The 14,386-nt window shown below is 70.9% G+C and carries 16 protein-coding genes and 1 pseudogene; 6 read left to right on the forward strand and 11 right to left on the reverse strand.

The window, feature by feature from the left end; all coding sequences use genetic code 11:
* The first annotated feature begins 1 nt into the window (after window position 1).
* Window positions 2-1,015, forward strand: coding sequence for a DEDDh family exonuclease (locus OG747_RS09805; RefSeq protein WP_405878895.1), 1,014 nt, complete (start codon window positions 2-4; stop codon window positions 1,013-1,015).
* A 189-nt stretch (window positions 1,016-1,204) separates the two neighbouring features.
* On the opposite strand, the gene OG747_RS09810 is transcribed toward OG747_RS09805, so the two are convergent.
* The 3 genes from OG747_RS09810 to OG747_RS09820 are packed head-to-tail and all read right to left on the reverse strand — an operon-like array spanning window position 1,205 to window position 2,562.
* On the reverse strand, window positions 1,205-1,699 hold the full coding sequence (locus tag OG747_RS09810) for a hypothetical protein (RefSeq protein WP_405878896.1): 495 nt from the start codon (window positions 1,697-1,699) through the stop codon (window positions 1,205-1,207).
* A complete protein-coding gene (locus OG747_RS09815) occupies window positions 1,686-2,336 on the reverse strand; it encodes a hypothetical protein (protein ID WP_405878897.1) in 651 nt (216 codons plus the stop codon). Before OG747_RS09815 ends, OG747_RS09810 begins: the two co-directional genes overlap by 14 nt.
* A 10-nt stretch (window positions 2,337-2,346) precedes the next feature.
* Window positions 2,347-2,562: a hypothetical protein gene (locus tag OG747_RS09820; RefSeq protein ID WP_405878898.1), complete on the reverse strand. Its 216-nt coding sequence runs from the start codon at window positions 2,560-2,562 to the stop codon at window positions 2,347-2,349.
* Between the two features lie 687 nt (window positions 2,563-3,249).
* Here OG747_RS09820 and OG747_RS09825 point away from each other — a divergent pair.
* A pseudogene (locus tag OG747_RS09825) lies at window positions 3,250-3,801 on the forward strand (hypothetical protein); the annotation flags it as partial.
* Between the two features lie 331 nt (window positions 3,802-4,132).
* Here the strand turns inward: OG747_RS09825 and OG747_RS09830 are convergent.
* Together OG747_RS09830 and OG747_RS09835 are read right to left on the reverse strand one after the other, a co-directional pair.
* Window positions 4,133-4,381 carry a hypothetical protein gene (locus tag OG747_RS09830; RefSeq protein WP_405878899.1) on the reverse strand — a complete coding sequence of 83 codons (249 nt, stop codon included), beginning with the start codon at window positions 4,379-4,381 and terminating at the stop codon, window positions 4,133-4,135.
* 275 nt (window positions 4,382-4,656) lie between these two features.
* Complete coding sequence (locus OG747_RS09835; RefSeq protein ID WP_405878900.1) at window positions 4,657-5,934, reverse strand: glycoside hydrolase family 3 N-terminal domain-containing protein; 1,278 nt, start codon at window positions 5,932-5,934, stop codon at window positions 4,657-4,659.
* Between the two features lie 594 nt (window positions 5,935-6,528).
* Between OG747_RS09835 and OG747_RS09840 the strand changes: the two genes are divergently transcribed.
* The 3 genes from OG747_RS09840 (at window position 6,529) to OG747_RS09850 (ending at window position 10,036) form a co-directional block, all read left to right on the forward strand.
* Entirely contained in the window at window positions 6,529-7,329 is an 801-nt protein-coding gene (locus tag OG747_RS09840; protein ID WP_405878901.1) for an SURF1 family protein, read from the forward strand.
* 130 nt (window positions 7,330-7,459) lie between these two features.
* Window positions 7,460-9,265, forward strand: a complete 1,806-nt coding sequence (locus OG747_RS09845; protein WP_405878902.1) for a glycoside hydrolase family 15 protein — start codon at window positions 7,460-7,462, stop codon at window positions 9,263-9,265.
* A gap of 15 nt (window positions 9,266-9,280) precedes the next feature.
* Window positions 9,281-10,036: an SDR family oxidoreductase gene (locus tag OG747_RS09850; RefSeq protein WP_405878903.1), complete on the forward strand. Its 756-nt coding sequence runs from the start codon at window positions 9,281-9,283 to the stop codon at window positions 10,034-10,036.
* An 18-nt stretch (window positions 10,037-10,054) separates the two neighbouring features.
* Here OG747_RS09850 and amaP read toward each other — a convergent pair whose 3' ends face one another.
* The 5 genes from amaP to OG747_RS09875 form a co-directional block, all read right to left on the reverse strand.
* Window positions 10,055-10,642: an alkaline shock response membrane anchor protein AmaP gene (gene amaP / locus OG747_RS09855; RefSeq protein WP_405878905.1), complete on the reverse strand. Its 588-nt coding sequence runs from the start codon at window positions 10,640-10,642 to the stop codon at window positions 10,055-10,057.
* Window positions 10,639-11,331, reverse strand: coding sequence for a DUF6286 domain-containing protein (locus tag OG747_RS09860; RefSeq protein WP_405878906.1), 693 nt, complete (start codon window positions 11,329-11,331; stop codon window positions 10,639-10,641). The genes amaP and OG747_RS09860 overlap by 4 nt, the downstream gene beginning before the upstream one ends.
* Window positions 11,328-11,750, reverse strand: coding sequence for an Asp23/Gls24 family envelope stress response protein (locus OG747_RS09865; RefSeq protein ID WP_405878907.1), 423 nt, complete (start codon window positions 11,748-11,750; stop codon window positions 11,328-11,330). The genes OG747_RS09860 and OG747_RS09865 overlap by 4 nt, the downstream gene beginning before the upstream one ends.
* Window positions 11,747-11,932: a hypothetical protein gene (locus OG747_RS09870; protein ID WP_405878908.1), complete on the reverse strand. Its 186-nt coding sequence runs from the start codon at window positions 11,930-11,932 to the stop codon at window positions 11,747-11,749. Before OG747_RS09870 ends, OG747_RS09865 begins: the two co-directional genes overlap by 4 nt.
* A gap of 128 nt (window positions 11,933-12,060) precedes the next feature.
* Entirely contained in the window at window positions 12,061-12,549 is a 489-nt protein-coding gene (locus tag OG747_RS09875) for an Asp23/Gls24 family envelope stress response protein (protein WP_405878909.1), read from the reverse strand.
* 87 nt (window positions 12,550-12,636) lie between these two features.
* On the opposite strand from OG747_RS09875, the gene OG747_RS09880 reads away from it, so the two are divergent.
* Window positions 12,637-13,377, forward strand: coding sequence for a nucleopolyhedrovirus P10 family protein (locus tag OG747_RS09880; protein WP_405878910.1), 741 nt, complete (start codon window positions 12,637-12,639; stop codon window positions 13,375-13,377).
* Window positions 13,378-13,473: 96 nt separating this feature from the next.
* Here the strand turns inward: OG747_RS09880 and OG747_RS09885 are convergent, their stop codons facing one another.
* Window positions 13,474-14,277 carry an enoyl-CoA hydratase/isomerase family protein gene (locus tag OG747_RS09885; protein WP_405878911.1) on the reverse strand — a complete coding sequence of 268 codons (804 nt, stop codon included), beginning with the start codon at window positions 14,275-14,277 and terminating at the stop codon, window positions 13,474-13,476.
* Window positions 14,278-14,386: the final 109 nt, after the last annotated feature.

Here is a 14,386-nt window from a genome sequence, read left to right on the forward strand (position 1 = left end):
CATGCTCGAAGACCTGACGACCGCAGCGTCCCCAGCCCCTTGGCCGGCCGCGTATCCGCAGGGGTACGCGGTCGTCGACGTGGAGACCACCGGCCTTGCCCGGGACGACCGGATAATCTCGGCCGCCGTCTACCGGCTGGACGCGCGCGGCGAGGTCGAGGACCACTGGTACACGATGGTCAACCCGGAGCGGGACCCGGGCCCGGTCTGGATCCACGGTCTGACGACCGAGATGCTCGAAGGTGCCCCGCTCTTCCAGGACATCGCCGAGGAGTTCGCCGACCGGCTCGCCGACCGGGTGCTCGTCGCGCACAACGCCGTCTTCGACTGGTCGATGATCGCGCGGGAGTACGCGCGCGCGGAGCGCGAGGCACCGGTGCGCCAGCGGCTGTGCACCATCGCGCTCTCCAAGGAGCTGGGCCTGCCGCTGCCCAACCACAAGCTGGAGTCGCTGGCCGCGCACTTCGGCGTCGTACAGCAGCGGGCGCACCACGCGCTGGACGACGCGCGCGTGCTGGCCGAGGCGTTCCGGCCGAGCCTGCGGGCCGCCGTGAGCAAGGGCGTACGGCTGCCGCTCCTTGAGTGCCGGCCTCTCAAGGAGTGGTCCGAGAGCCCCGCGGCGCCGCGGATCGGGCGGCAGCCCGGCGGTTACCCGTCCGGCGGTTATGCGTCCGGCGGCTACCCGTCAGGGAGTTGGCGCCCCTCACGCAAACGCCCTGCATGCCCCTATACCAACCCAGGTCGCTACGAAGCGGGCAAACCACTCAAGCAGGGTATGCGGGTGGCGTTCTCCGGGGACACCTCCGTCGACCGCGAGCTACTGGAGGACCGTGCCGTCGAGGCCGGCCTGCATGTCGCGACGAGCCTGTCCCGGCTGACCAGCCTGCTCATCACCAACGATCCGGACTCCAGTACGTCCAAGGTGGTCAAGGCCAAGCAGTTCGGGACACCGGTGATCGACGAGGCGGCGTTCGGCCAGCTGCTGCGGGACGTGGAGCCAGCCTCAAAGAAGTGACCGGGACCACCGACGGACACGCGGGTGCGCTGACGGACGTACGGGTGATTGCCGGGCGACTCGACCGGCGCCCGCTCGCCCGCGCCGCGTCCGCGCCCCACCCTGTGGCGCATGGCGATCGGATCCGTTGGTCATGACGTGGGCACGCCCCCGCCGGGGCGCGTGCCCACGATGTCGCTTCGGTTCCGTCTACTCCACCAGCCCCAACTCGTAGGGCGGCGTGGGCCACTCGGGCATCCAGTCCATCTCGATCTCGCCGGCGAGCATCCGCGGAAACCACTCGCCGAACTCCAGGTCGGTGTCGTACCAGTCCGCCCAGCCGCGCCGGAACGCCGACACCGTCCAGCGGCCGTCGCCCCGGTCGACCAGGAACAGCTGGTCACCCTCGACGGTGTTGCCCCACACCAGTGCTCCTCCGGGCGATGGCAGCACCCGGTGCGGAACGGTCGGCGAGTCCTCTAGCCTCCGGCCCATGCCCGCCGCGTAGGAGCGCAGGTTGCGAGCGCCGCAGAAGAAGAGGTACTCGCAGATCAGCACATCGCCGTAGGCTCCCGCGACGGAGACGAAGTCGGGCGGGAACTGGGCGCCCCACTCCTTCGCCACCGCTTCGATCAGCTCCTCCTCGCCCGAGCGGACCGGCGGCCCGAGGAGCACGGAGAGAGCGCGGGCATCAGAAGCGTTCACGGTCGCCGTCCTCGTCCGTTCCCACCCGGTGCCGGGGGCACAGCTCTAACGCGGCCTCGGCGCCCCAGGGGTCGATCCGGAGTTCCATGTACCGCTTGATGTCGCGGTCGTGGAAGAACCGGGCCCCGCTGTAGCGCAGGTCGAAGGTCCAGTGCTCGGGGAGGTCGCGGGCCGCGTAGCGGCACAGCAGCTCGACCATGCCGCAGTCGAAGTGCGACCAGCACTGGGGAGCCGCCCAGTGACGGCGCCAGATCACCGTCCCCCATCTGTTGGGGTCCGGTGAGTCCGCCCGCCAGCAGAGCAGGTCCGCCTCGACGGTAAAGCCCCAGCCGATGAGCAGTTCGGGCGCGTCGTAGTCCTCCTCCTCTGCGGTCAGCTCGGCAGTCCCCGTCATTCCCTCGACGTTGCTGCCGGGATCGTTGGGGTACACCTCGTCCACGGGCGGGGCTACTCCGAGGAAATCGTCGAAGAGGCCCGGCCCGTAGACGCGCATGAACTCCTTGTAGTCGTCGGGGAACCCTCGCGGGTACCGCTCAGTCAGGCTGTCCCAGTCCAGGACGTTGCCTCCGGCGGTCGGTGGAACGACCAGGGACGTGAGACGGGCCAGGGGGCCGCCGGGTTCGGGTTGGTGTCGCATCGAGTCTCCGTTACTTAAGCACGTCACCGAGGTTCGCCCCGGCCGGTCCGTAGGTGTTGTACACCGTCATGCTGTCCGAGAGTGCGGCGAACCCGCTCTTGTAGTAGCCGCGGGCCGTCAGGACGAACTTGTAGGGCACCTTGCTGGTGTCCGTGCGGTACTGCGGGACGACTGTGTAGGCCACGCTCTGGCCCTTCTCGGCCGCCGCCTTCACCTCCTCCTCCATGACGCGCATGTTGTTGCGGCCGAGGCTGCCCGCCGATCTCCTCAGGAGTCCGCCGGCAGCCGCCCGTGACGACGCAGACGGCGGCCGTGGTCAGGCCGGCGGCGATGGCGGAGGCCGCGTTGCGGACCGAGTTGCTGATGTTGATCTCGACGGTCGGGGGCTCGGCGGCCGTCGAGATCGAGTGAACGGTGAGGGTGCCCTTGCCGATCGAGGCGGTGATCTTGATGGCGTGGGTGCGGATCGCGGCACGCCGGGCGGCCTCGGCGGCGGCCCGGGCGGCCGCGCTGACGCCACTGCCTCCGCCTCCACCGCAGTAGCCGCCACCACCGCCACCACCACCGCCACCGCCACCGGAGGACCGGCCGCCGCTGCTGGAGTTGGTCCTGCCGTAGCGCTGCTGGCAGGACATCGACCAGACCTCGGCGCACATGCCGTAGCTGCTGGTCGCGGCGCTGGAGTGGCTTGCGGCGGAGGAGGACGAGTAGCTGGAGCTGCTCGAATCCGAGGAGGAAATCGAGTTCCAGGCGTCCGAGAGGCTGCTGGTCAGGCTGGAGCAGTATTTGGTGCAGGTGCCGATCAGCGCCGCGCCCAGGAGGTAGGCGCCGTAGCCCTCGCCGATGCACAGGTCCTCAATGCAGGGTCCGCTGGGGTCGGTCTCCGTCAGCGGCGCGTCGGTGGCGTAGTGGTCTGAGGAACCTGCTGCTGCCGCAGATCACCGACCGCGTGGTGACCATGTCCTCCACCGCCCACAAGACCCCAGGCAACCCCCGCATCCACTTCGGCAGCCTCAACCTGACCGGCGAGTACGACCCCCATGACGGCATACAGCCAGTCCAAACTGGCCAACCTGCTCTTCACCCTGGAACTCCAGCGACGGCTCACCGCGGCGGGCTCGCCGGTTCGCGCCATGGCCGCGCGCCCCGGCTGGGCCGCCACCAACCTCCAGAGCAACTACGCCAACCCCCTGCGGCGCCTCTTCCTGCGCCTGGGCAACAAGTTCGTCGCCAGGACAGCCACGCCGGTGCGCTGAACCCCCTGCATGCCGCCGTCCAGGATCTGCCCGGCGGAAGTTTCGTCGGCCCCGACGGCAGGGGCGAGATGCGCGGCACCCCGAGCGTCTCTGGAACTCTTGAGGATCCTGGGTTGTCGCGTGGCCCCGAGGGGTGGAAGCGATGGCGAGCGCGGACGAGTCCGGGCCGGTCCTTGGGTAGAGCCCGTGTGCGGCGTCACTGGCGGTGACGCGGTGCCGGCGTCTGGACTGTGCCCGGCTCTTTCGGGTCGGGCACACCCGGGGATCGCTGCCCCGCCGGACGCTGAACCGATCACCGCAGGTGAAGCGCGATGCCAGTGGCGGGGACCGCGCGCATTTCAAGCACGCGGCGTGTATGTCAGGTAGAACGAGAGGCAGTCCATATGGTCACGCCCGAGCCGGAATCAGCTTTCCGCGGCTTCACCAAGCCAATCGCCGCACCGTTGGAGACCCTGGTCGGCCGCTCGGCGGCGGGCAGCGACCCGACCACCGCCCGGCGCCTGTGGACCCCCAAGAGCCCCTCCCATGAGGAGCCCCTGGTTATACGGCAGAACCAACCTTGTCCACGATGCCCACCTTGCCCTCCGCACGCGCGCAGTGGGCGCCGCAGTACCAGTGGCCCTCGACCTCGACGCCCTGACCGATGATCTGGACGCGACAGTGCTCGCAGATGGGGGCCATGCGATGAATCGCACAGGCAAACGAATCGAAGACGTGACGTGACCCGTCCTGGGTCTCGACAGTGAATGCCAACTCATAGTCATTCCCACACACTTCGCAACGTGTCATAAGTCGCATCGTCAGGGGCGGGGCGGGCGCTCGCAAGCTGACAGCGCCCTGCCGACCAGGCGTTCTACCTGGTCGGCGTAGCGGGTCACTTCAAGTCCATCAGTTCCAGGATCTCGTCCGTCTACTCTTCGGTCAGGACCGGTGCTTCAGACAGCCATCTCTCAAGCCACTTGAGCTCGGCGACAGGTGACGTGGAACATGGCCGGCCGGGCATCAAGGAACGCCTCCCGCTGGGCAGTCGGGTGAGCCAAGAGCTCCTTGCGCTCCGCCCGCACTCAGGAGCAGAGATTCACGTGCCGGACGGCCAGGACGTGCCCCGCCGCGTCGATGAGGCGGCTGCGGGAGAGGTGTCCGCCGGCCACCGCATTGGTGATCGCCGTGGCGATCGAGGACGTTTGGGAGCTGACGTTGCTCCCCAGGTCGAACATGACCATGTCGGCGCCGGAGCGCAGGGCCTGGACGGCGGCGGCGGGGACGCTGAAGCCGGCGGCGGAGATCGCCTTGGCGCTGAGCGAGTCGGTGACCACCAGCCCCTTGAATGCCAGCTTGCCGCGCAACTCGGAGCTGATGGCGGTGGGTGACAGGCTCGCCGGATTGGTGCCCAGGCCCGGCACGATGTTGTTGGAGACCATGATGGCCGGAGCACCGGCCTTGATGGCCGCTGTGAACGGCGGGATGCCCACCTTTTGCAGGGTGGACCAGGGCAGGGTGCGGGCAGGGCCGAAGTCGGAGTTGTAGCTGGAGCCGCCAAGGCCCGGGAAGTGCTTGACGACAGGTATCACGTGCCCGGCGCGCAACCCGTTCATGTACGCGACACCGTCCTTGGAGACCACCGAGGTGCTGCCGCTGAAGGACCGCCATCCGTCGGGGTTGGTGCGACTGGGGGCCACGTTCCTGCCGTCGACGTCGACCACCGGCGCGAGGTCCATGTTGACCTGGGCGGCCGCCATCTTGGTGGCGACCTTCGTGACGTTCTGCTGGATCTGGGCCGGGGTCCAGTGTGTGCCCATGTACGCGGGCCAGGGCAGGGACCCGACGAGGTTCGCCATGCGCTGGATGCCGCCGCCTTCCTCGTCGGTCATCACCAACAGGCCCAGGTGGCCGGGTACGTGGGACTTCAGGGCGGTCAGCCGGGAGCCGAGGTCGGACGGCGCCTTGCTGCCGAACAGCAGCACACCGCCCGCACCGGCGCTCACCTCGGAGGTGACGTCGGACACCGAGGTCTCCGACACTGGGACGGCGATGGTCAGCGTGGCCAGTCTGCGGTTCGACCACCCGGCCAGCTTCGTGCTGTTGGTGCACGCGGTGGCGGCGGAGGAGGTGAGGGCCGGAGCGAAGGTCGAACGGGAGGCGGAAGGCGTGGCGGGCGGGGCGAGGGACACGCCGGAGCCACTGGAGTGCGGGGCCGCCTTGGGGGTGTCCGTGCCACAGCCCGCCAGGAGCATCGCCGCCACGGCGGCAGCAGTGCTCAGTCTTCGTGCGGTCGTGGCCCGGCCGGGGAGCCGCGGCGGTGGTGTCGCGCTTCTGTGGTCACGGTACGACAGGAGATTCATCGCCCGGCCTCCTTCGGGAAGGCGCGACGGTACCCGTCGCGCTGAGGGCCGTATGAGCATGTGAGCATGAGGTGGGCTTTACGACGCGTGAAAGGCGCACCAGCCCGCATTTGTTCGCTGGTCCACGGTCGGAGTACCAGGATCTCGCGCCTCGGAGCCGGGCGAAAGTCCAGCCGACGTGAGTCAGGACTTGCCTTCGAGCACGCTTCACCCAAGTCGCAGCGCAGTTCACCGTGGGACGGGTGTGGGGCGAGGGCCCCCTCGGGCCGGGAAACGGCAGGTCAGGGCAGGTTCCCAGCGCGGCCTGCAAATCTGCCGGCGCGCCGCCTCCTGGCCCGCCCGGCAACGCTCCGCGGCTGGGAGAAATCTGGGCGACAAGGTCTGAGCCCGCACGTGACCGCGGACGCGGACGCGGACGTTCGTTGCACCCCGCGCCGCGACAGCACCCGCGCTTCTGTTCCCCGCCGGCGCGGGGGTCCGCGGTAGACCCCACGCCCGTAGAAGTCGGTCGCGTGATCCCCGCCCCTGCGGGGTTGTGGCCCTCGGCGGGACCCTCCCGTCGAGGGCCGATCCATGCGGGGTACCGTCAATGGCGTGTACCGCTTCCTGTTGTCCCGGCAGTGGGTGATTCTCACCCTCGTGGCCCTCGCGCTCATCCCTGCGATGATCAAGCTGGGCTTCTGGCAGCTGCACCGTCATGAGCACAAGGTCGCCCTGAACAAGGTGATCTCGCAGTCGCTGACGGCCACTCCGGTGCCCGCCGAGTCGGTCACCGCGCCGGGGCAGCACGTCAAGCACGCGAACCTGTACCGCCGGGTGACCGCGAAGGGCACCTTCGACACCGCCCACGAGGTCGTCGTGCGGCGCCGTACGAACGCCGACGGCGAGGTCGGCTACCACGTCCTGACCCCGCTCGACCTGGCCGACGGCCGGGTGCTGATCGTCAACCGGGGCTGGATCGCCTCGGACGGCTCGCAGACCGCGTTCCCGAAGATCCCGGCGCCCGCGAAGGGCGAGATCACCGTCACCGGGCGGCTGATGCCGGACGAGACGACCGGGGACAGCGGCATCAAGAACATCCAGGGCCTGCCCGACCGCCAGGTCATGCTGATCAACAGCGAGCAGCAGGCGAAGAGCCTCGGCAAGCAGGTCCTCGGCGGCTACATCGAGCAGACCGCGCCCACGCCCAAGGGTGACTCCCCCGAGCTGATCCCCGACCCCGAGCACAACGACATCGGTCCGCACATGGCGTACGCGATCCAGTGGTGGCTCTTCTCCGCGGGCGTGCCCGTGGGCTGGGTGATCCTGGCCCGCCGCGAGCGCCGCGACCGGGCCGAGGCCGCCGCCGCGGCCGCGGCCGAGGTCGCTCCGGAAGCGGCCCCGGCGGCCGTGTAAGCGCCGGTCCAGCCGGCCGGCGAGTGACTTCGCCGGATTCCCTCACCCCGGACATCCCGGATATCCCGGAGCATCACCCGGTCGGCCCCCGACCCGGTTGGCCCCGGCCCTCGCCGGGAACTCGCCCCACGTGCACCCACGTATCGAGGACTACGCGCTCATCGGGGACGAACAGACCGCCGCACTGGTGGGCACAGACGGGTCCGTCGACTGGCTCTGTCTGCCCCGGTTCGACTCAGCGGCCTGTTTCGCCAAGCTCCTGGGCGACGAGGACAACGGCCACTGGCGGATCGCGCCCAAGGGAGCGGGCGCCTGCACCCGGCGCGCGTACCGGCCGGACACACTGGTGCTCGACTCCGAATGGGAGACGGACGAGGGCGCGGTCCGCCTGACCGACTTCATGCCGCAGCGCGAGCACGCCCCCGATCTCATCCGCGTCGTCGAAGGACTCAACGGCCGGGTGACGGTGCACAGCACCCTCCAGCTGCGCTTCGACTACGGCTCGGTCGTGCCATGGGTGCGCAAGGCGGACGGCCACCGGGTGGCGGTCGCGGGGCCGGACTCGGTGTGGCTGCGCAGCGAGCCCGACGTGAACACCTGGGGCAAGGACTTCCGTACGCACTCGGAGTTCACCGTGGAGCCCGGCGAGCAGGTCGCCTTCGTACTGACCTGGCACCCCTCGCACCGGTCGCGCCCCCCGCTCATCGACCCGTACGAGGCACTGCGCAGCAGCGTCGAGGACTGGCAGGCGTGGGCGGCGCGCTGCCGTTACGAGGGTCCGCACCGGGACGCCGTGGTGCGCTCCCTGATCACCCTCAAGGCCCTGACCTACGCGCCGACCGGCGGCATCGTCGCCGCCCCCACCACCTCCCTCCCGGAGGAGCTCGGCGGTGTCCGCAACTGGGACTACCGCTACTGCTGGCTGCGCGACTCCACGCTCACCCTGGACGCACTCCTGTCGGCCGGGTACCTCGACGAGGCCGAGGCCTGGCGCGACTGGCTGCTGCGCGCGGTCGCGGGCGACCCGGCGGACCTGCAGATCATGTACGGCCTCTCCGGCGAACGCCGACTGCCCGAGTTCGAGCTGGCGTGGCTGCCCGGCTTCGCGCGCTCGTACCCGGTCCGGATCGGCAACGAGGCCGTGAAGCAGCTGCAACTGGACGTGTACGGCGAGGTCATCGACTCGCTCTCGCTGGCCCGGCGGGCGGGTCTGCCGTCCAAACCGCACATGTGGCGGCTGCAGTGCGCCCTGATGGGGTTCCTGCAGACGGCCTGGCGGCAGCCGGACAAGGGGATCTGGGAGGTGCGCGGCCCGCGCCGGCACTTCGTGTACTCGAAGGTGATGGCGTGGGTGGCCGCCGACCGTGCCGTCCGCACGCTGGAGACCGACCCCAAGCTCTTCGGCGACCTGGACGGCTGGCGCGCGATGCGCGAAGAGGTGCACCAGGAGGTGTGCGAGCGCGGTTTCGACGTCGAGCGGAACACCTTCACGCAGTCCTACGGTTCGCGCGAACTGGACGCCTCGTTGCTGCTCATCCCCCATGTCGGTTTTCTGCCGCCCGACGATCCGCGGGTCATCGGCACCATCGCCGCGGTGCGCGCGGATCTCGAACGCGACGGCTTCCTGCTGCGCCGCTACAGCGCCGAGGGGACCGACGTCGACGGGCTGCCGGGCGGCGAGGGCGCCTTCCTCGTCTGCTCGTTCTGGCTGGCGGACGCGCTGCATCTGACGGGCCGTACGCAGGAGGCACGCAAGCTGTTCGAGCGGCTCATCGGGCTCGCCAACGACGTGGGGCTGCTGGCCGAGGAGTACGACCCTGTCGCGCGCCGCCAGCTCGGCAACTTCCCGCAGGCGTTCAGCCACCTCGGCCTGGTGGGGACCGCCTTCAACCTGTTCGGGGGCGAGCAGCCGGGAGGAGACGCGAAGACGGGATAGGGGAGGATGGGGGCCATGGATCTTGGACTGAAGAACCGTGTGTACGTCGTCACGGGGGCCACCCGTGGCCTGGGCAACGCCGCCGCGCGCGAACTCACCGCCGACGGCGCGAAGGTGATCGTCACGGGGCGCGACGAGAAGACCGCCGCCGACGCTGCGTCCGCGCTCGGCCCGAACGCGGTCGGGGTGGCCTCCGACAACGCCGACCCCGGAACGCCGGACCGGCTGATCGCGGCGGCCCACGAGCACTTCGGCGGTTTCGACGGCATCCTGATCAGCGTCGGCGGCCCGCCGCCCGGGTTCGTCGCGGACAACACGGACGAGCAGTGGACGGCCGCGTTCGAGTCCGTCTTCCTGGGCGCGGTGCGGCTGGCCCGCGCGGCCGCCGCGGAGCTCGGCGAGGGCGGCGTCATCGGCTTCGTGCTCTCCAGCTCGGTGCACGAGCCGATCCCCGCCCTGACCATCTCCAACGGTCTGCGCCCCGGCCTCGCGGGCTTCGCCAAGTCCCTCGCCGACGAACTGGGCCCGCGCGGCATCCGTGTCGTGGGCCTGCTCCCGTCCCGCATCGACACGGACCGCCTGCGCGAGCTCGACGGCCTCTCCGCCGACCCGGAGGCCACCCGCGCGGCCAACGAGTCCCGCATCCCGCTGCGCCGTTACGGCTCCCCGGAGGAGTTCGGCCGCACGGCCGCGTTCCTGCTCTCGCCCGCCGCGTCGTACCTGACGGGCATCATGCTGCCGGTGGACGGCGGCATGCGACGCGGATTCTAGTGGTGCTTCGTAGGGTGCTCAACTGACCCTCTCGGCCCGGTGCTTGACCCCGCGGAGGCGTACCTCCGCGGGGAGCGCGGCGAGGCCCGCCGAGTCCCGGGCGTGCGCCAGCGCCTCCGTCGTCAGCAGGTGCAGCGCGTGCCCGGGGTCCACATGCGGCTCCAGGAGGAGCTGCATCTGTGTCGCGGGAGTGCCGCGCCGCCCGGTCAGCTGGACCTGGGCCCGTTCGACGCCGTCCAACCGCCCCGCCTCGTCGGCCAGTACGCCCTCCAGGGCCCGCCCGCGCAGCAGCGCCCCCTGGCCGTCGCCGGTGTCGACGAGCACCTCCGCGAGCCGGCTCCGCCGCAGTACGGCCGACAGCCACCACAGAGCGAGCAGGACGAGGACCGCGAGGGCGGCGATGACGGTCGGCCACCACCAGCCGTGGTCCCGCCACCGGGTCCGTTCGGCATCGCTCAGCAGCACGTCGTGCCGTCCGCCATGGATCCACCAGGAGGGCGGCCGCACGCCGAGGCCGATGGTGAGCACCGAGCCGCCGAGGACGAGCAGCGCGAGTCCGACGATCCCCAGCAGCACCCGGTTGACGATCCTGAGCACCGCGCTCACCCCTTCCGGCCGGGGCGCACGACGTGCACCGACAGGGCGGGCGGCCGGGCGAGCCCGAGCCCCCGGATGCCGTCGGTGAGCGTGGCGTCCAGATCGGCGCGTACGTCGTCGAGTTCACGGAAGTGCGAGAGAGCACGGACGTCGACCTTCTTGCGGCCCATCCGCACCCGGACCGAACGCACCCCGGAGACCTCCATGGCCCGGTCGCGCAGCGCCGTCGCGGCGGCGCCCCGGTGCAGCCCGGCCCGTACATCGGGGTGGGTGCGCCGCATCGGCAGGACGTCGCGCAGCCCCGGGGTCACCGCGAGGACGATCAGCCAGAGCCCGAGGGCCGCGGCGACCCCGGCGCCGACGAGCACCCAGGTGTCGTCGAGGGGCCGTTCGGCGAGCTGCCGGGCGAGGGATCTGCGCCAGTGCAGGGCGGGCCGGTGGGCGCGTACGGCCGCGATGTCGTACAGGAAGACGCCCGCGCCGACGAGGATCAGCAACGCGACGATCCCCGCGGGGACCCGGCGCACCGACCAGAACCGCCCCTGTCGGCCGTCCTCATCGGCGGCGGGCAGCGGGTCGTAGTCGGCCGCGGAGGCGGACTGGCCGAGTTCGCGCTCGGCCGGTCCACCGACGCCGGCTGTCTTCTCCAGTATGGGCATGCGTCGGGTGGTGTTTTCGGAGCCCTGGGGCTCGCTCATCGCGTCCTCCCCTGTGCCGCGCCGGGCGCCGGTACCAGGTGCAGCCGCTCGACCTGGACCGTCACCTCCGGCACTTCCATCCCCGTCAACGCCTCTACCCGCTGGGCGACCTGACGACGCACGGCGTTGCACCGGCCGCCGATGTCGGAGGGGTAGGCGAGTTCGAGGTGGACGCTGACGCGGGCGCTCGCGATGGGGGTCTCCCCTGCTCGAGCGGAACCGAGAGTGTGGGGAAGGACGACGACCGTCGCGTGCGGGGGCGCTGCGTCCGGGTGCAGCGTCTCCAGTGCCTCGCGGGCCGCCTGCGCGGCGATCTTCGCCACGACCCGGTCGGCGATCCGGGTCGCGCCGCGCTCGGCCGCCGCGACGGCCGTCGGGGGCCGTCGGGACTCACCGGCCGGGCCGGTCACGGGCGTCACCGCCGCCGGTCGTCACGGGGACGGAAGAAGTCGCCGAGGTCCAGGTCCCCTTCGAGGAACCGCCCGACGACGAAACCGACGGCACCCAGGGCAGCCACGAGCATAAAGGCCCCGAAACCCCCGAAGTACCCGGCGAAGCCCAGCGCCATTCCGGCGATCATGCCGATCACGGCCAAGCTCATGTGCGCTCCTCAACAGTTCGGTGGCCGGATGTCGTCGGACGTGCGGTGGCGGCTGTCCTGTCGGGCGGTGCGGTGGTGGCTGTCGTGGGTGGTGCGGTGGTGGCTGGGCGGTGCGGTGGCCGGGCCGGTCACTGGAGCCGCGACTCCGGCTCCTCGTCCTCTTCCTCCGGAAGCTTCACGTCACTCACCGCGATGTTGACCTCGACGACCTCGAGTCCCGTCATGCGCTCCACTGCCGCGATGACGTTCTCGCGGACAGCGCGGGCGACATCCGCGATCGAGACGCCGTACTCGACGACGATCTCCAGGTCGAGCGCGGTCTGCAGCTCCCCGACCTCGGCCTTGACGCCCCTGCTGACGGACTTCGAGCCGCCGGGAACCCGGTCGCGCACGGCCCCGAAGGTCCGGCTCAGCCCGCTGCCCATCGCGTGCACACCGAGCACGTCCCGGGCGGCGAGCCCGGCGATCTTCTCCACGACACCGTCGGCGATCGTGGTCCGCCCCCGGGTGGCGGGATCGCCACCGCCTCGCTTGGTGACCCCTGGCTTACGGGTCTGGGGCCCTTCCTTCTCTCCCCCGGGGCTCTCCGTCCGGTTCCGCTCCGTCATGTCGGTCATCGCCGCACGTCCCTTTCGGTCGTCCTCCTCCGCCCACAGTAGGCGGCGTCGCGCGCTCGCGCGCCGGGGATGCGGCAGGCTGGAGGAATGACGGCGGACCGATGGACGCAGGCAGTACGACAGCGGCTCGGGCTCGGGCGCTTCCTCCCACTCGGACACCCGCGCGACGGCACGTGGATCACCGAGGGGGCGGTCGACGCGGTCCTGCGGCGCGCGGCGGCCGACGTGCCCGACATCCGCGTCGGCACGCTCCGGGTCGCTCTCGCGAACCCCGACGAGGTGTACGACCCCGCCGTACGGCCGCCGCCCAGCGCACTGCCGCCCGGTCCGCTCCGTATCACCGCGGAGTTCACGGCTCCGACGGACCCGACGGCCTTCGACGTCGAGCCGCTCCCCATCACAGCGGCCCGCCTGCGCCTGGCCCTGGCCGAGGCGGCGACGGAACGCCTCGGCCTGATGGTCACGGAGGTGGACCTGCACGTGGTGGAGCCGGGGGACACGCACGAGCCCCCCACCGGCGTACGCCGCGACACCCCGCGCCCGGCCGCCGTACCGACCATCCCGGACGAGGCGCGGGTGGCGACCGCTGCCCTGTCCGTCCCGGGCGTGCTCGACCTGACGGACGCCCTGGGCCACCCGGTCCACATCAGCGAGATCCAGGACGATGAGGCCGCCCTGCCCCGCCGCCACATCCGTATCGAACTGGCGGTGGCGGCAACGGAGCGAACGGTAGACGTGGCAAGGGCCGTCAGGGCCACCATCACGGAGGCCCTGACGGACGCTCCAACAGTGGCCGTACTGGTAACGGAGGTGACGGAGGTCCTCTAGGACCTGTTCTGGAGCGCCCTGACAGGGGCGCGGGGAACTGCGCGACCAGCCCCCACCGCCCCGCAGCCGAAAGACGCCCTCAGTCCCCCGCCGCCCTCAGTCCCCCACGCCGGCAAGATCCCGCAGCCGCCGAGCCTGAGCCGCCCGCTCGGCAACCCGCTGCTCCTCGTACGTCCGCTCCTGCGCCCCCCTGAGCAACGCCTTGGTCTCGATGACCGCGTCCCGGGGCGCGGACAACACCGCAGCGGCAAGGTCTCCCACCGCACCATCCAGCTGATCGACAGGCACCGCGAGATTGGCGAGCCCCGTGCGCTCGGCCTCCTCGGCCGACACGAACCGCCCCGTCGCGCAGATTTCCAGCGCACGGGCATAGCCCACCAGGCTCACCAGCGGATGCGTCCCCGTGAGGTCGGGCACGAGCCCGAGACTGGTCTCGCGCATGGCGAACTGCACGTCGTCCGCGACGACGCGCAGGTCACAGGCGAGTGCCAGCTGAAAACCCGCACCGACGGCATGCCCCTGCACGGCGGCGATGGACACGACGTCACTGCGCCGCCACCAGGTGAACGCCTCCTGGTACTCGGCGATGGTCGCGTCGAGCTCGGCGTCGGCGCCGCGCGCGAGGTCGATGAACGACGGCTCGCCGTCGAAGCCCTCGGGCGTGAACGCCTGCCGGTCGAGCCCGGCCGAGAACGACTTGCCCTCGGCACGCAACACGACCACGCGGACGGTGCCCGGCAACGACCGACCGGCCTCCGTCAACGCCCGCCACAGAGCGGGACTCTGGGCGTTGCGCTTGGCCGGATTGGTCAGCGTCACCGTGGCGATCGCGTCGTCGACGGTGAGCCGTACGCCGTCCTTGTCGAGTACGGGGTCAAGATCCTTGTCGAGCGAAGCCATGGGCTGCCTCCGATGGGTGCGGTCGGATCAGGTGCGTACCCCATGAAGAACACGAGGGACACAGCTAAGTGACTGCACAGTAACCACCCGGTCGATCACCCGACCGACC

Source organism: Streptomyces sp. NBC_01384, from assembly GCF_045040035.1.
Taxonomy (GTDB): domain Bacteria; phylum Actinomycetota; class Actinomycetes; order Streptomycetales; family Streptomycetaceae; genus Streptomyces.